The organism is Halobacterium sp. R2-5 (assembly GCF_011734195.1).
Classification (GTDB): domain Archaea; phylum Halobacteriota; class Halobacteria; order Halobacteriales; family Halobacteriaceae; genus Halobacterium.
Genome location: NZ_JAANTH010000003.1, coordinates 84,209 through 99,645 on the forward strand (window position 1 = coordinate 84,209; position 15,437 = coordinate 99,645).

Sequence of the window (15,437 nt, forward strand, 5' to 3'; positions counted from 1 at the left end):
GAGCAGCCAGCGTATCGTCTATTACGCCTGAAGAAACGCTGCTAATGACCCCTTGGCATCACACGCACCGCGTCCCCGAACGACATCACCTTCTTGCTCGAAGGGGATGTGCGGTGGCACCGTATCGAGGTGCGTGTTCAACACCAGATGCAGCCCGTTTGAATCAGCTCATCGTCCATCAGGTCGATAATCTGTTCAGGGTGCCTTCAGATTCAACGACAACCGTGAATCCGCGTGACGTGAGCGTTTGGTAGACGTGGTCGAACTCAGAAACGACACTCACCGCGAGATCGATATCATCGGTTTGGTCTTTCAACCCCCGGACCGTCATCGCAGACTCGCCGAGGAGATACACCGTCACAGACTCCGACAGCCAAGTATCGAACTCTTCGAGGAACGCTTTGATCGCTTCGCCGTCCGTGAAGACAGTCATGCGACTCCGTACTGCTCTTTGAGCGCCCGAAATTCTGCTTCACTTGGGAGGACGACAGGGCTCTCGTCCGAGTCGGTAACTCCGTCCTGCAGTGCCTGGTACATCGCCGCGACTGTGGCTTCCAGATCGTACCACGTTGCTGTGTCTGTGAGCGCCTCCTGGTTGATGTCTAACGCCTCGATTAACAGCATCGCATAGCTAACCCGGCGAGACCCGCGATCGAGAACGAGCGTGTGACACACGACTTCGGCCGGCGTGAGTTCCTCGTCGGGCGCATACCAGAACGCGGGCTCACCTGCAAGGAAGAACTGCAGCCCGTACTCCTCGAATCGACCGAGCGCGGTTACCTGCCAATCAGGTGCGTCTAGTAGGGCGTCTGTATCCTCGGTGGTCTGCACACGGACGAGTGCGCGTTTCGGGTCGCACCACTCAACCGTCGCACTCGGCGCGAGCTCCCGTGCTCGTGATCGGTGCTCGTGAGTTACGATGGCCTGTGCGAACGCTAGCAGCGGCGCGAGGTCCTTGCTCGCCGCGTACTCGGGGCCGGATGCGGACAGCATCGCTCGATGTTTGAGCGGTGACAGCGCCTTGTGAACGCTTTGTCGAGAGATCTTGAGTCGCTCTGCAATCTCGGATACTCGCCGGGGGTCGTCGAGAAACCAGCACACGTTGAGGGTGGCAGGCGAGAGCAAGGTAGCCCAGTCTACGTGGCTGAGCTCTGAGTGTAGCGTCCGGTACGCTTCATTAACCGGGTGGGCCGCGACACGGACTTGCCGCTGGTTGTTGGGCCCACGGCGTTCGACCAAGAGCCCCGCATCCAGCAAGTCATCGAGGACCTCGTAGATGTGTGCCTGTGAATATCCGGTTTCAGTTGCGAGATTGCTGGGCGTCGCTTCGCGGCCGGTACTCAGTGCGTCGATCACAGCGAGCCCAGCCTTTGAAATCATCTATGTATACTCTAACACCCAAACACATAAATACGTTTCTGGATTTAGGTTGACGAACGTCTTGTCGACGTGATTCACGACCCACCGAGTGCTTACTGGCTGGCTAGAAGAGGAGTGCATGGAGTTGGATACGTTGAACCGGGAGGTACGGGAGTTTTGCGAGGTCTTCGAACCCATGTGATGTGAGTGCAGCAACGACCCCTTCCCCTGCATCCGTGTCTGTCGTTACAACACAGACAAGTGCTGCCTCCCCTTGTCGCAAGCATTCAACGGGCGAGATAAGTCCGTTCAGCCCGTAGTAATGAGTACCGTTCCTCCGGCTAAGAGGTGCGCAGGACTTGGTCACTTTGCTCCGCCTCCCAACTCTGGTAATGGTTACTAGAAAGTCCGCGGTCAATCCAACTCCTGGTTCAGGGTCTGTAGGTTCTCTCGGAGACGCTGGGTCTTTACCCAGTAACTGGCGTGCCAGGTCGTCACAACCCAGAGGTCTTCAGACGGAATTCGGTACAACCCACTGTACGCCCCTTTCTCCAACTTTGAGTGGTAACTGGACGTAACAGGCGACTTTTCGGAATACGCTTCTATCAGCTCCATGGGGTCACCCTGTTCAGCGACGTGGTCATAGATCGCTTTCCAGCCTTCTTTGCCAACGCAAACCAGCACTTTCGGCTGGACTATGTCTAGGACTTCGCGAACAAACTGTTCTCGAGCAAAGGATCTGCCAGGGCTACCAAGTTCCGGTATTCTACCTTTGTCATTGGTAGCGAATTTGTACGTCCAGGTGTAGCAGATCTCACCGAATAAGCCGTCTAATAGATCGTCTTCTGGAGGCTCCACGTAATCCTCATAATCCGGTTTATCATCGAGAAAGTCTAATTCGTCACGAAGACACTCTATCAGATCATCAAATCGGTTGTCAGAACTGGTAAGGAATCCGTTTAGATGTCTTGCTACTGCACTTGCAGTTTTGCTAACATCGGTTCCTGCGCGGTTGTGGCGGCCGTACTCGCCACCGTCTTCAAATGTGGAGGCGCTAATTGTATTCTGCATCCCCGGATTCAGAGTGGTAATCATCACGTCCTGCCCGACTGCAGGAGCAACCCGGAAGAAACTCTCCAAAATCACGTCACCAAGATTTGACCGCAGCTCAGGAGACTGCTCAATTTGGTTGGCAAATCCACCAGCCAACTCGAAGTACTCGGCCGCCGTTTCTACGCCACCCTCGGATTGGAGCTTCGAAATGTACGATTCCTGCAGGTCACTGTAGAACTGTTTGGCATCGTTATCAAGTACAGACACAGTAGCAGAGATATCGTCGACGACAATATTGTTTTCCCCGGGACACAGGCAATAAAGATAAACTGGCGGACGGCTTAGGCATAGCGTAGTAAAAACCGTGCCGCCTCTTGGCCGATGAAATGGCTTGAATCCCCGAGGCGAATCCTTCGAGAGGGTTCCCCAGTGGTAGACCTCGTTCGATGCCAATCCTGTATCCGGCGTCTTCACGTCTCGCAGGACATCCAGTCCCGTTTCGCCGAATGCTAGATTCGGGCGAAACAAGATAGGATACAGCCGCTGCGAGCGAAGTTAGGGTAACTCCGAGCTGGAAGCGATAATCGAGAGTAAACCATTCCACAGTAGGAGCGAAAATCGTAACGGCAGGGTGCGAACCCCAGCGTTGCCCCGAACGTGCGACAAGACGACATCGGATGCACGGTACGGCACGGGTCACAAAGGACCAGTACGCGAAAGGATGATGGGAAGTTTCAAGGGGAGATAAACTCTCCTTGGGGAGCCTCTGTCTCGTCCTCGCGCTCAACCAGACCAATGCCAAGCGCGACTCAGACGTCAACCCCGTACCTGCGTGCCGAGTACCTCGAATTTAGTTGAAATCTCTGCCGATGATTTTCGTATTGACGTCGAATGTCTCTGGAAGGTCGTCGATAGTGACGCCGATTACGGTTGGGAAGACATTGTTTGGTGTTTTCGCTATTGCACGAGCGACTTCCAGCTGGTCTCGCTCTAGTCTTGCATGCGGTCCGGTCTTCACATCTACTGGGAACACGGCTTCTGTGTCGTGATACGCGAACTCGTGGTCTACTTCTTGTTGTGCTTTTTGTGAGGTCCACTCGATAGTGATTCGCCCATCAGCCTGCCAGATCATCTTCTCCCCGTCCTCATCAGTAGCATTGAAGTAGACATCTCGCCGGACCCGTGCAGTAGGTCTCGGATTTTCCCCGACATCGTCCAGCTCGGACAGAAATCCGAAGAGCTCGTCGACGATTGGTTCAGGGGGTGCCCGGTTACCAAGAACTAGCGACTCCCCGATTGCTCCCTTCGTATTCGCGCCTACCTCGATTCGGGTCATACCCCACCGAGAAATGGTAGTCAAAATAGTTCTGTGTAATGTTCCTCCCGCCTGAACACGAGTGCTACGTGTACTGCACTTACGAGGAGTTCGTGGGGGTCTGGTGAGAGGGTCTCGTGGTCAGCACCACCAAATGGAACCGAACGGTTCTGATGGGGCAGGACACAGAGCGTGAGATGCATCTGCGAATGCACCAAGAACCGTCCCAAGTGTCCCAGTGAGTGCGAGCAATCCAACCAACGCCAAAAGCGGCCAAAGTTCGTCTGCCATTTTAGTCTCGTAGGTGGGATGGTGCTATGAAGTCTAACCGGAGTTCAGGGTGCGCCTCCGCCGTGACTTCCAGGTCTTCGAGCGTAACGAGGGGAATCTCTTCCTCGCGTTCGTTCCATCCCGGGAGGTTTTCCTCGAGCTCGAGTAGTGGCGACACGACCACCACGTCATCCGTTTCCCGGCATTCAGGGTTCTTGTCTGCGAGTGATTCCCCGTCGACTTCCCACTGGTCTGCCTTGACAGCAGGCAAGTTGACCACGACCAAATCCTCTGGTTCCTCTGCTTTCTCGTCGTGCACTATATCGCCGTACACGAACCCGTCTTCGTCGTCGAAGTCCTCCTCGTCGAATCGGTCGAGTGACCCAGAGATTGGGTCTCCGTTTGCACCAAGAACTAGTTCTTGCTCACTATCCGGCTCGGTTTGTCCACGTCCTCCTTTTCGGGGCATGATTAACTGGTAGCGGTGTTGAACTGCCGAAGGTCTGTCTGGGGGTCGTTGAACGCTTTGACCCGACGCTCGATACTCTGGGTAAGGAGATCGCGACTGTACTCCTCGTCTCCGACACGAACTTCGTTGATGAGTTCTGCTTTGGCGGAGAACGCCTTGACCTCGCTTGGGAATAACTCCAAGTACGTTGGTCCGCCACGACCACTGACATACACTCCCTCAAGACCGAGGGTGTCGATAGCGTTGTTAACGTCTATCGAGTACGTGTTCTTGGAGTTGTATCCGGTTGCATCGAACCCGACGAGGTCGTTCCCGAAGTCCTCAATTAGATCTCGTTGCCGCTCCAAGTGCCACGTTTTCCAACCGAGTACCATCGGGTTAAACTCGAAGTCCACGCCGAACTGCTTGAACCGTTCTCCGAGCTCTCGTTGTAGCCCTACAGACCGCTTGATTTGATTCCGATTCTTCCGGGGGCTACTGGTCTCGTACGTCCACCGATCGCCAAGGTAGACGTAATCTAAGTGCTCTTCCAGTTTGAGACAGCGACGAACGATATCATCTGGCTCCCGACCGATGAGTTTCTCGCCATCCTCCCAATCCACTAGAATGAGCTTCTGGTCCGGACTGACGAGATTCTCTACGTGGTTGTCCCCGTCCAGTAGCCAGTGTGAATTGCTGTATTTGATTTGGACGTATCCGACCCTCTCGTGACCTCGGAAGAGTTCACGCTCGTTCGAGTTGAATGGGTCAACCTTTGCTACAAATCCGTGTATTGGTGAGGCGTCCTGCATGGCTGTGTTCGGGTATACTTGTGTTCCATGATACCCGTCTGCACATTGGGAGTCCGCGAGCAAAAGTCTTCCCCCGAATTTTTAATCACACCTAGATTCTGCAGATGATTCGTTTGCAGAGTCTTCCGAGTTAGGGCTTCTCGGAAATACCAGACCAGTAGTGTCGAAGGACTTTACACGGTCGCTAAACGAGTGACGAGCATGACCGAACACGTCCACTTTATTCCCGTAGGATTCGACTTTGAACGTCTAATACAACCAATCTCGAAAGGCGAGCTTGAAGCGGACAGGGTTATTCTGGTCACTCACGACGGGGAGCCTGATGATAGCTCGGGTCAGGCTGCTGAACTCGCGTCGAATATGGCTAACCAACTACGGAGAACCTTCGATCTGCTGGATGTCGAGGTGGATTCCAAGGGGTTGAAAGTCGAAGAACTGTACGATTACGAGAAAATCTACCAGCTGGCCTACGACCAACTGCTGAAAGAATTGGGTGAGGGAAACGAGGTCTACGTCAATATCTCCTCCATGCCGAGGACAGCTGCATTTGCATATGCCACTGCTGCCGACTCAATAATCACAGAATTCCAGCAAGACGGACGGTTGGAGGAGGTGCGGAAGCGACTCCACACATACTACGTAGCTCCCGAAGAGTATCTCGTCCTTCGGATGATTGAACTCCTCGAAGACACCGAAGAAACCCTCAGTAACGCAAAATCTGAGTATGAAGATATTCGATTCCATGGACTTCATGATGAAATACAGAATCTGTTGGGTACCATCTACGAGAGTGGTGTGACGAGAGGTGCTCGTGTTCTTGATGAGGAAACTGGACGGATGTATGTAGAATTCCCCTCGCCCCCTGGAAGTGATGTTGAAGGGTTCGAGAAACGGATTCTTGAGTTCCTTGATGACCGCGGATCGAGTGAATCGACATCTACGCTCGCGAAGGATTTAGCTGAAGAGATGGACGAAGAGTACGGTAACTCCTTCCGCAGTAAGGTGCAGTACAACGTTTCGAACTTGGAGGAGAAAGGCTACGTTGACCGTGAGAAGAAGGGCAATCGACTCGAGACGCAGCTCTCGACGATGGGGCGGATGTGGGTGAAAAATCGTGGGTCTGTGAGGTCGTTGTAGTCTGAGATAGAGCCGGGAGAAAACACAGAATCCCGGAGTCTAATCGTCGGGTAATGTTTGACGACTCTCAGGAGACGCTACGGAAAATGCGAGGTGATAGCTCCGCGAATAGCAAGACGTCCATGAGGACTGGGCGGAACGTCGTCCAGCGAAATGTCGGCCTCGTCTATTTGATGTTCATGTTGCTGATGATGGGTGGTGCTCTGAAGTTCCATGATGCTATTCTTCTGGCAATCTACGGTGCTCTCCCGTTCCTATTGGATTCTGTGTTGTTCATGGACACTGTGCCGCTTCTTGGTCGCTTCCTGCCCCGTGCAACACTGCTGATAGAGCTTGGCCTAGAAATGGGTGCGCTAGGTGTCGGACTCTCTCTTAGTGCTATCTATGCCATCTACCGGTACATCGGAGTCCTCAGAATGGGAATTCCGTACTACCTGTCCAAGAAGGACTGGCTCAACTAACCCGGATGCAGGTGAGTTCAACGTAGTCTTGACAGCTCGTATAGGATAAATCGGTCAATTGATTACTGGCATCAGTACACGTAACTCACTCAGCGTCAGTCAGCCTTCTACTGTATTGACTGACCGTTTTACCGCTATTCTGGATACAGAAACGGTGTCCACAACGCCTGCTCGGCTTCGTGGTTGCAACCGTGGTGTCGTCAACCTGACTCAGCCGTCTCGTATTCGCGGAGCGTATGATTCTCGTTGGTTGGTCGCTTGCTGAGGACAATGTAGCGGTAAGTAGCGATATCGCGCGTTGTTGTAGCGGCGAGTTAGCTGATTGTCTCTGTGGGGAGTTCGTCAATGGTGATGACGGTGAGTGGCATCTGGGCGAGATGGTATCCGGTTGCCATACTGACTGGTGCGATAGCGAGAATCTCGTCGTCGACAGCTTCGAGATGTCCGAGGGCCTGTTCGTGGGTTGTGACGGCCGCTGCGGGGAGGTAGTTGAGTGGGCGGAGTGCGTCGGCCTCGTCCTAGGAGATCGACTCATACACCACAGAGGGATTCCTACTACGCATTATACAGAACTATAAAATACGCTAAGGTAATTCATCCTGGGCGAGTATGGTCCGTTGAACTCCGACTAATTCAATTCCTCTCCTACTGAAACAGCCGTTAGATCGGTGCACATATTTATCGCCGAGGACTCTACTCGAGTATCTCAGCTACAGTTTCTTGAGCCTTGGATACAGTAGATTCCCAGTCCCCGAAGGTTTCGCGGCACTGCTGATGAAACTCGGGCTGATGTGTAGCCATCTCTTCAGCGCTAGGAATATCGCCTGTATAATTCAGAAACCAGATTACATACCATACGAGTGATTCTTCGCTATCTGCGTCAGAGGGCGTATCAGACGAAGGGATCCCTGCCACATTTCGGATATTTTCTATCGACGAAAAATGGCGATAATAAGCGCTAATAGAGTACTTGCTGAACTCTTGAATGTCTCCGTATCGTGGAGTCCCTTGCAAACGAGTTGAAACAGCTCTAAGGTCGGAAATGAGTTCCTCATCTCCTATAGATCTACCATCACTGGGGGCTTCCCCAGTTGCCTCGTGTAAAGCCTCATTCCACGTCCCGAAGCGCGTTAATATAGTTTGAAAACTAAATCTGCCAAATTCCCGATAATCATTAGATGTGGGAGGCTGCTCCACAGATTCTCTGACTTCCGCAATATCTCCTAACAACTCACCATCTGAGATTTCCGTCGGTGGCCTCTCAGGTTGGTTTTCAAAGCCCGCCAAAGCCGTCGCTATTGAGACTGATTCATAGTTGCGTACATAGGTGTCGGGATCATGGGGACTTCTCCGTTTCAAATCACTCGAGTTAGGGACCTCCCCTACCTTTTCCCCTAACTTTTGGAGTGCAATCAGCAAATCATCGCCCTTCATTCCATGGCCGACCCGGCCAATAAATTTGTTCTCCAAACCGGCCTCAACAAGAGCCGCGTACCAGTTCTCGAACTCAGAACGGTAATTTGAGTATCTATACTCTGAATATTCCGGGATATCTGCAACCCTCGGAACTCGACTTACCTCGGTGAAAATATCACGGAGACTTGCAATCAAGTCGTCTCTGGTTGGCACGTCTCGTTCAAGTTGAGCTGGAACGTTATACCCAGCTTCGTCTAATGCCGCTTCGAACGCCCTGAATTCACTCGTATATTCCTCATATTGGTGGTTCCCATGGTTCTGAATATCCTTCTTATCAGGAGGTCTACGAACGATATCGCCCACCTGTCGCAGATCGTTAACTAGAGTTTCGGTGGTAGGACTACAATCGTCCTCGGTCATCCGTTCTCTCCCGATAACCCTCGTACTCCCGTTGATTTCGACTGACTCCACATACCGCGTCATCATCTATTGGGGTGCCTTGTTGTGTGTTCCCCTATCTGCGTAGAGTGTCCACCATTGGACATCCGTAGAAGTTGAATTACTACCTGATGCGCTTGGTAGGGTTTGGGGAATTAGCCGATATCGAGTCTACCTCTGATAGTTGCAGTTGCTTTGTGAGGCCGTTTGAACTGGTCAGCTGTAATGTGGTGTGCCCCTGTATTTTCTCGGCATAGAGCGTCTCCAGTTCGTCTTCAGAATCGACTTTAATCTGGAATGGGCAACCTTGTGCTCTCGCACTCCACTGTCGATTTGTGTACGCATCCCAGCATTCTGTACAGACAGTACGATCCGCGTTTTCGTAGAGGTCCCCCTCAAACGTCACTGTCTCAAACGGAATGAGATTCTCGATAGCATCGGAAAGACAAAGCAAGTTTGCAACCAATATTCTCCCTTCATCGTTTCGCCTGAGTCCAACGAGATGGCTGTCATATACCGCGTATTCTTCGTACTGTGAGTTATCGTGGGAAGCGTTCTGACATTGCTCGCAGTGAACCTCTTGGAATTCTGGATCCTGGAGTTCGAAGTCCTCCCCTTCGATGGGAACGGAGAATCCCGGCTCACACAGCGTTTGATATCCGAACGCTGTCTCAGTTACACTCAGCCAATGCTCTGTCAAAAGATGTATGATTCCCTCTCCGTCTGTTGCATAGCGGTTCAACAAGCTGGTACAATCAAGCAGCTCAAGAGTTGAAAAGCCCCGTGTATGGGAACCCAGCACATACACCCGCTGTCGTCAGCAATAAAGTCGCTGTCAGAGAAGACTGGACTCGGCGGCTACCGATTGTCGGACTTCCCACGATTGTTCGACGGGATTCTGTCCCAAAATGTCCGGTAAGCAGAGTTGCCAATGGTTCGTATCGTTCCCGTGGAGGGAGACCACTATCAAGGTCGAAGGGGTAGTCGATACCGCTCAAGCGTACCGCCAGTTATCTGTAGCAGCCACGCAGCAGGTTCGTATCCTTCCGAGTTCCGCGCGATGCTCGTGGTTGCGCCGGCGTAGAACGCGCGAAACCGTTCCCCGCTGGCCTTGTAGACATCACCTATGTAGGCTCGCTTGTTCTTGTGCAGGTCGCCGAGGGCAAGTGCATCCAATTTGACTTCGCTTGCCTCCACCAGCTGCCCAATTGAAATTCCATCTCTGGCAATGGGATCGACAGCCTCATGCCACGCCAATATCTGGTAAGCGTTCCGTGGCGCGTCACCGGCAGGGGCCACTTCTAAGAGTCCGTCCGCAGATGCATCGGCGTCCATCCCGTAGAGGGCAAGCGTACCCTCACCGAGCAACTGGGGCTCGTTCGAGAGATGTATCATTCGGCCTGCCTTGGTCTGTGACCGAAGGAATGCGTCTCCACGGTCGCACCCGTGGTGGCCCCGAACGTAGTACACCAGAATGCCAGCGTCGGCCAACAGCTCGACGTGTTCTTCGACAATCTGTATGGTCGCTTCATCGATGTCGTCGTCGAAGATATCGCCAGTGAGGAGGATCGCATCCACCCGAGATGTGACCGCGAGATTGATTGCATCAAGAAATCGCTCCAACTGATTTGCATTCCCCATATGTTCCTTATCGGTCAGAGGACGACCGAGGTGGGTGTCACTCACGTGGAGAAGACTCACCTCCGGAGTCTGGGGATGTCCGACTCTCGAGATTTGGGTATTCGCAGCGGTTTCGTGTCGGGCCTTGTTGGCCTCGACAGGATTCCGCTTGACCCCTTCTAACTCATACGTCGAGCCGACTCGCCACTCGACCTGTCCGTGGTGCTTGCTCCACACCCGAAGGTCAGAAAGGCGTTCGTCGGCGTCTTCAACGGGGATTTCGTGATTGCCGTGTCGATCAAATTTGGGCGGCCCCAGCACTCGTACAGTGATGTCCGTTGTCTCTACCTTCTCCACTCTCTCTGGAGAACCACGAAGGGGCAATGAGTCTTCTCACTGCAGCGTGTCCAAACAACTCCCAAACGACAGAACGTAGCGCTACATAGAGAACCTGTACTTGGCATCTCCTTCCTAGGATTTGTTTGCAGTTGAGGAGTCCAACAGCGCCACTATGTTTTCCATACTTTACGAGAACACCACGGCATGCCCGACGCCACCAACTGTACGGCCGGCACCATCGCCACCCCGAATCCCGCCCATCGAACACCCACAGACACCGCTGGCGACACCAAAGCCTGCTTCGAGACCAACGACTACGACTCCCACCCGTCTACGCCGACAACACCCCCGTCGGCTACATCACTATCGACACCCTCCACGCCCGCCACGACGAAACCGCCCACGCCGACGTCGCCCTCAATCCCATCCACTATGCCCACTTCTCCACGTCACCACCATCATCACCACCCACGAAGCATGCTGGGACGCACCCGGCTACACCAACCACCACACCGCAAGCCGCCGACGAACTCATGAAAAACACCTACCGCACACTCATGAGTCGCGGCATGAAAGGCTGCTACATCTACTGCTGCGACAACCAACTCCACGACTACCTCAACAAACGCATCTCCAGCGTTGCCACCGGCAACGAATAGCCACACAAGCAGCCACCAGTTGTTGCTACCACTGCTCCTGTAGGCGGGAAAGCGCTCTAATGAACGCCCATCTCCTCAAAGTCTTTCTCAGCATTTGGCCACCCCACACTGCGTTTCTACTAGTATGGCGCAATCTCCTCTGAACAGATCTATCGCTAAGTACAAAGGGTATTCTCGCTGATGTAGATGCGTACTATTCATCCATTACCATGAACGGCTATGTAATACCCGCAGTACGCGGAAGCCGTAAGGTTGCCTCCGCCGTTTCTTCCACGCTGTTTGAAACCTGTTCGGTTTCATTGTACTCAGCCATAGTGCCCCTGAGGGAGTTGGGGTAAAACAGCCCAGCGCAAAACGCGCCGCCCCTTCTGCACCCGCGCCCACGACACTACCGGCTGCGTAGCTGCCGGACACGCGCTCTACACAGGGACCAGTACTGGACAACACTCCGGCCGGGTACCCTGCCGGACCCCCTTAGATACCCATGCGAGTGTGGCTAAGGCCACAATTCCGAAACACCCCGAACCACTACTCGCTCCACCGATAGCCGAAAGGGCCACCGAGCAATGGTCCAGAGACTTGACTACCAGAGGGTTTCGAAGAGCGTTGCCAGGGTAAGCGGAGGTCGTCAAAATCGGCTGCCAACCGACTACTGTTCGGCGGTGCCAACTACGCAGTTCGTCGCAAGTCTAAGCGCCGATCAATATCCTCTCTCACGAGCTGCTCAACGTCGTCGTCAAACTCGTCGGGGGATCCTTCAATCGTGACTGACTCGAGCAGTTTCTCGATGATGTGCGTCTTACGTTTAATCATTGTCTCATAATTCCACTTCTCATTGTACTCGTCCACAGTCGGACCAATCGAAGATGTTTCGTCTACTTTCTTGAATGACATTAACTTCGAGACGGAGTTCTTGACTTTTCCCTCGTACTCGGTTGGCTCTAGGTCACTTTCTGGAATACCCCGATCCAATTCAGTAGTAATCGTCGAGATGGCTGCGCCTCCACGAGAGTTGATGAGTAGTCCCAGAACCCCCGCTAGTTCCTCGTCGGACAGCCCAGCCTCATCCGCAAGCTCTTCGGTAATGTTCACTATATCATCCATTCTAAATTCGTGCTCTAGCAGATACTCCTCGGCGTGTTCCAAGTCATCTCGGCAGACCAGATAGTAGAAACACGCTTTCTTGGCGAAGAGTTTGTTCTTCACCGTCGAATTATCGCTCCGAATGAGCAGGAGCATATTCCCGATGTCCTTCACGAAGAGGTCTGTGATGTCATCTTCATCTGCTTCGGAAAGTTCTGGGTCATTCGGATCGAGATTATCTATTTTCTGCATGATGGTTTTCGCGCTGTCAACACCATCGAAGAAGTGTTCTAACCAGGCACTCTTCGCGTCAACATCGGTGTTAATGACGTACGTTTGAGGGAAGATATGTTCGACTGTGAGGTCGGCTTCAGGATTGACCCAGAAGTGCCCCGATGTATAGGTGCCCCGAGTATCGGTTTCTAGAAGCTCGTCCTCAAGGAGCTTCAAGTACAGCGTTTCCACCTTCTTAGCCGTCCATCCTTCCTTGCGTACGAGTTGATTAATTACGGAATCGCCTTCGAGTCCGTTTGGCAAGTGCCGCTTCAGCATTTTCCGAACTTCCTCCGGAGCGTACTTGTCGAGATTTCCTGAGTTGTATTTCTGGCAGGCCGTCGGGAATAGGTCCGAGATGATGGTGGATGCAATGTCTTGGCCAAAGAATGAGTAGCGATAGATAATCCGTTCAACGGTGCGTAGGATCTCGACCATTGACTCTCCTTGATTCGTCTCGTCGGAGAAATTCTTGTAAACAGATAGAACAAAGGGTTCCCAAACGTTCCCGACTCTATTGAGGTGCTTAAACACCACTTCGCACTCATCTTTCAGGCTTTGATCTCTGTCATCGTCAATGTGGAGACCGTTGATTTCATCAGTATCATCGGGTAGTTGAGCCTCCTTGATATCGTGATATCGCTCAGAGTAGTCGTTCAGCGTCTGTAGGCTTGAGTCTGGGTTTCCTAACAGTATAGATTCAATCTCCGGATTCCCAACTTTTCGTAGACTAAAGAGTGACTTCACGTCTTCCTCACTCGGGTTCTCAATCCCCTGTTCAGCAATCAAGTAGTTTTTCAAGAACTGAATGACGGTATCGTCATCGTCGCTAAATCGCTTGACAATCTCGTTCCAATCGCCTGGATTGGATGCATCTGAGGCAATAACACGTGCTCGGATGATGTCCGAGACATCCAGATCCTTGCCACGATCATTAAGCGATTGGAAAATCTCAATTTTATACTCGTCGTCTGAGAGAGAAAATTCTGCGTAGACTACCCGCATTGCGTGCAGTAACATCAGGAAGATGTTGATCAGTAGTGTTGGACGATGATTGGGGTCCGAGCACAATTGCTCCAGAATTGGTTCGTCCTTCTGTAAGTCGTCAACCTCGTCGAATGAGACACTTATACTCAGTACTTCGAGCGTATAGGAACCGTCGTCCTCGTCAGGCTCGTCCTCCGATTCGTCATCCACAGCATCGTCGACTTCCGGAATGCTGAACTCAACAATTCCGTCATCGTCCGTCGACTTTTCTAACTCATTAATCGAAACATCTGTGTTATTGGCCGGGTCTCCATTGTGAAATATCTGGAGTCGAATCTCCTCACTGTCGGAGTAGCAATCCATGACTTCGTACTGATCAGTCTTAGAGACCAGGCTCGAGGCGTCCGAAAAAGAGAACACTCGGCTTGTGTCGTGCTTCCGTGCGATGAGCTTGCTGGCGTCCGGGAAGCTTGAGAGATCAATTGTTTCTCTCCCCACCTCATCTGTTTGCGTACGGTGGACGATGTCATCGCCGTCAGTGACGACGAGGTCAACATTCATCGCGGGGTATCCTTCAGTCGTACATTTTATCGTGACCTCGTCGCCATCTACCTGCTCAATCGACGCGTCTAGGGTATTGTCGATGCACCCGTTGACGACTCCTAGCACTTTGCCAATCTCTTCTCGGTACGTGTGGTTCGCATGCAGAAGCCGCTCGTGGGACTTACTATAGTAAATAGTCCCGGGCTCAGAAGAGGAGAGGTGATCGTTGATGTCCTTCGGGTCAATGCCAAGATGTTTGTCTAACACCGTCTCGAGACCAATTCGTCGTCCATCGGATTCAATATCAATCCCTTCGGCGTGGGATACAGTACGTGAGGCGTCTTCCTGAAATAGCAGCTCGAGATAAGGCTGGTCGATGTCACTCGGACTCAACACTGGTTGTCTGCCATCGTAGAGCATATCCTTGAGGCATTCGGGACCAATAATGAACTCGACTAAGTCCCAGACATCGTCTCGGGAAGTCGGATCTGTGTTTTCCTCTAACGCAGTAAGATACCGGCGAATGTTCAACAAGACCAGAAGCAGTGTGGTTAAGCGCTGTTGGCCATCAATAATCTCGAGTGTATTCCGTTCATCAGCGACGTACATTGACCCCATGTAGAATTCTGGGATGTCACTTCCGCCGACGTTGCTCAGAGCGTCTCGAATACTGTGCCAGAACTGCCGATTCTGTTTTTTGTCCCACGAGTAGTTCCGCTGATAATCGGGGATTTCGAATTTGGAATAGCTCCCATTAAGAACAGCTCCCAGGAGCAGCCCCTCGGTATAGAGATCGCGGCGAGTGAGTGATGTGAAGTAATCGGAGAAGTCGTCAGTCTCTACACTACTGTCCCGAATCTCTTCGTCGAGCAGTTCCAGAATTCCGGGTGCATCGATGTCTTTATTGTCGAATTCGCGGTCGTACTGTCGCTCCCCGTATCTCAGGACTTTCTGGACTGCTAACGACACATCTGATCTAGAACTCATGACTAAGTTCCGTCACTGCGCCCACATAAAACTGCGTTATAGGATCCGATAAGGTGTGGTCCACATAGCATCATCATCGATGTGGACGTAGTACTTCGCAGAAGCATCCACTGTATGGAGGAGTAGATCTTCTCCGCTAACTCCACGAGGTTGTGCGTCCGAGGATGCGATTTCCCTGATATGCACACGAGCTCGCCTTCGCTCGTGTGCGAGGTTGCCGTGCCCGAGGCCCCCTGT

Annotated in this window: 12 protein-coding genes and 2 pseudogenes; 3 read left to right on the forward strand and 11 right to left on the reverse strand. The window is 52.5% G+C overall.

Annotated elements, in window-relative coordinates; all coding sequences use genetic code 11:
- Positions 1-24: 24 nt before the first annotated feature.
- From G9C83_RS14985 to G9C83_RS15015, 7 genes and pseudogenes are all read right to left on the reverse strand, one after another.
- Positions 25-159, reverse strand: a pseudogene (locus G9C83_RS14985) (M20/M25/M40 family metallo-hydrolase); the annotation flags it as partial.
- Positions 160-217: 58 nt separating this feature from the next.
- Positions 218-433, reverse strand: a pseudogene (locus tag G9C83_RS14990) (hypothetical protein); the annotation flags it as partial.
- Entirely contained in the window at positions 430-1,380 is a 951-nt protein-coding gene (locus G9C83_RS14995; RefSeq protein ID WP_167247400.1) for a winged helix DNA-binding protein, read from the reverse strand. The gene G9C83_RS14995 and the pseudogene G9C83_RS14990, both read right to left, overlap by 4 nt.
- A 393-nt stretch (positions 1,381-1,773) precedes the next feature.
- Positions 1,774-2,679: a hypothetical protein gene (locus tag G9C83_RS15000; RefSeq protein ID WP_167247402.1), complete on the reverse strand. Its 906-nt coding sequence runs from the start codon at positions 2,677-2,679 to the stop codon at positions 1,774-1,776.
- A 583-nt stretch (positions 2,680-3,262) separates the two neighbouring features.
- Positions 3,263-3,748, reverse strand: coding sequence for a hypothetical protein (locus G9C83_RS15005; RefSeq protein ID WP_167247404.1), 486 nt, complete (start codon positions 3,746-3,748; stop codon positions 3,263-3,265).
- A gap of 271 nt (positions 3,749-4,019) precedes the next feature.
- The gene (locus tag G9C83_RS15010; protein WP_208288913.1) at positions 4,020-4,466 is read right to left on the reverse strand and encodes a hypothetical protein; all 447 of its coding nucleotides are present in this window, start codon (positions 4,464-4,466) and stop codon (positions 4,020-4,022) included.
- A 2-nt stretch (positions 4,467-4,468) separates the two neighbouring features.
- Positions 4,469-5,257 carry a hypothetical protein gene (locus tag G9C83_RS15015; RefSeq protein ID WP_167247406.1) on the reverse strand — a complete coding sequence of 263 codons (789 nt, stop codon included), beginning with the start codon at positions 5,255-5,257 and terminating at the stop codon, positions 4,469-4,471.
- A gap of 201 nt (positions 5,258-5,458) precedes the next feature.
- Here G9C83_RS15015 and G9C83_RS15020 point away from each other — a divergent pair, with 201 nt between their 5' ends.
- On the forward strand, positions 5,459-6,394 hold the full coding sequence (locus tag G9C83_RS15020) for a DUF6293 family protein (protein WP_167247408.1): 936 nt from the start codon (positions 5,459-5,461) through the stop codon (positions 6,392-6,394).
- 53 nt (positions 6,395-6,447) lie between these two features.
- Positions 6,448-6,855 (forward strand): hypothetical protein, encoded by a 408-nt coding sequence (locus tag G9C83_RS15025; protein ID WP_167247411.1) that lies wholly within the window; start codon positions 6,448-6,450, stop codon positions 6,853-6,855.
- A 693-nt stretch (positions 6,856-7,548) separates the two neighbouring features.
- Here the strand turns inward: G9C83_RS15025 and G9C83_RS15030 are convergent.
- The 3 genes from G9C83_RS15030 to G9C83_RS15040 form a co-directional block, all read right to left on the reverse strand.
- On the reverse strand, positions 7,549-8,691 hold the full coding sequence (locus tag G9C83_RS15030; protein ID WP_167247413.1) for a hypothetical protein: 1,143 nt from the start codon (positions 8,689-8,691) through the stop codon (positions 7,549-7,551).
- A gap of 142 nt (positions 8,692-8,833) precedes the next feature.
- Positions 8,834-9,451 (reverse strand): hypothetical protein, encoded by a 618-nt coding sequence (locus G9C83_RS15035; protein WP_167247415.1) that lies wholly within the window; start codon positions 9,449-9,451, stop codon positions 8,834-8,836.
- 224 nt (positions 9,452-9,675) lie between these two features.
- Positions 9,676-10,686: a metallophosphoesterase gene (locus G9C83_RS15040; protein ID WP_167247417.1), complete on the reverse strand. Its 1,011-nt coding sequence runs from the start codon at positions 10,684-10,686 to the stop codon at positions 9,676-9,678.
- A 131-nt stretch (positions 10,687-10,817) separates the two neighbouring features.
- Between G9C83_RS15040 and G9C83_RS16205 the strand changes: the two genes are divergently transcribed.
- Complete coding sequence (locus G9C83_RS16205; RefSeq protein ID WP_279587226.1) at positions 10,818-11,327, forward strand: DNA/RNA helicase domain-containing protein; 510 nt, start codon at positions 10,818-10,820, stop codon at positions 11,325-11,327.
- A 669-nt stretch (positions 11,328-11,996) separates the two neighbouring features.
- Here the strand turns inward: G9C83_RS16205 and G9C83_RS15050 are convergent.
- A complete protein-coding gene (locus G9C83_RS15050; protein ID WP_167247420.1) occupies positions 11,997-15,200 on the reverse strand; it encodes a DUF262 domain-containing protein in 3,204 nt (1,067 codons plus the stop codon).
- Between the last annotated feature and the right edge of the window lie 237 nt (positions 15,201-15,437).

Coding starts and splice junctions, on each gene's coding strand:
- G9C83_RS14995 (WP_167247400.1), bottom strand. CDS start 1,380: ATGATTTCAAAGGCTGGGCTCGCTGTGATCGACGCACTGAGTACCGGC.
- G9C83_RS15005 (WP_167247404.1), bottom strand. CDS start 3,748: ATGACCCGAATCGAGGTAGGCGCGAATACGAAGGGAGCAATCGGGGAG.
- G9C83_RS15010 (WP_208288913.1), bottom strand. CDS start 4,466: ATGCCCCGAAAAGGAGGACGTGGACAAACCGAGCCGGATAGTGAGCAA.
- G9C83_RS15015 (WP_167247406.1), bottom strand. CDS start 5,257: ATGCAGGACGCCTCACCAATACACGGATTTGTAGCAAAGGTTGACCCA.
- G9C83_RS15020 (WP_167247408.1), top strand. CDS start 5,459: ATGACCGAACACGTCCACTTTATTCCCGTAGGATTCGACTTTGAACGT.
- G9C83_RS15025 (WP_167247411.1), top strand. CDS start 6,448: ATGTTTGACGACTCTCAGGAGACGCTACGGAAAATGCGAGGTGATAGC.
- G9C83_RS15030 (WP_167247413.1), bottom strand. CDS start 8,691: ATGACCGAGGACGATTGTAGTCCTACCACCGAAACTCTAGTTAACGAT.
- G9C83_RS15050 (WP_167247420.1), bottom strand. CDS start 15,200: ATGAGTTCTAGATCAGATGTGTCGTTAGCAGTCCAGAAAGTCCTGAGA.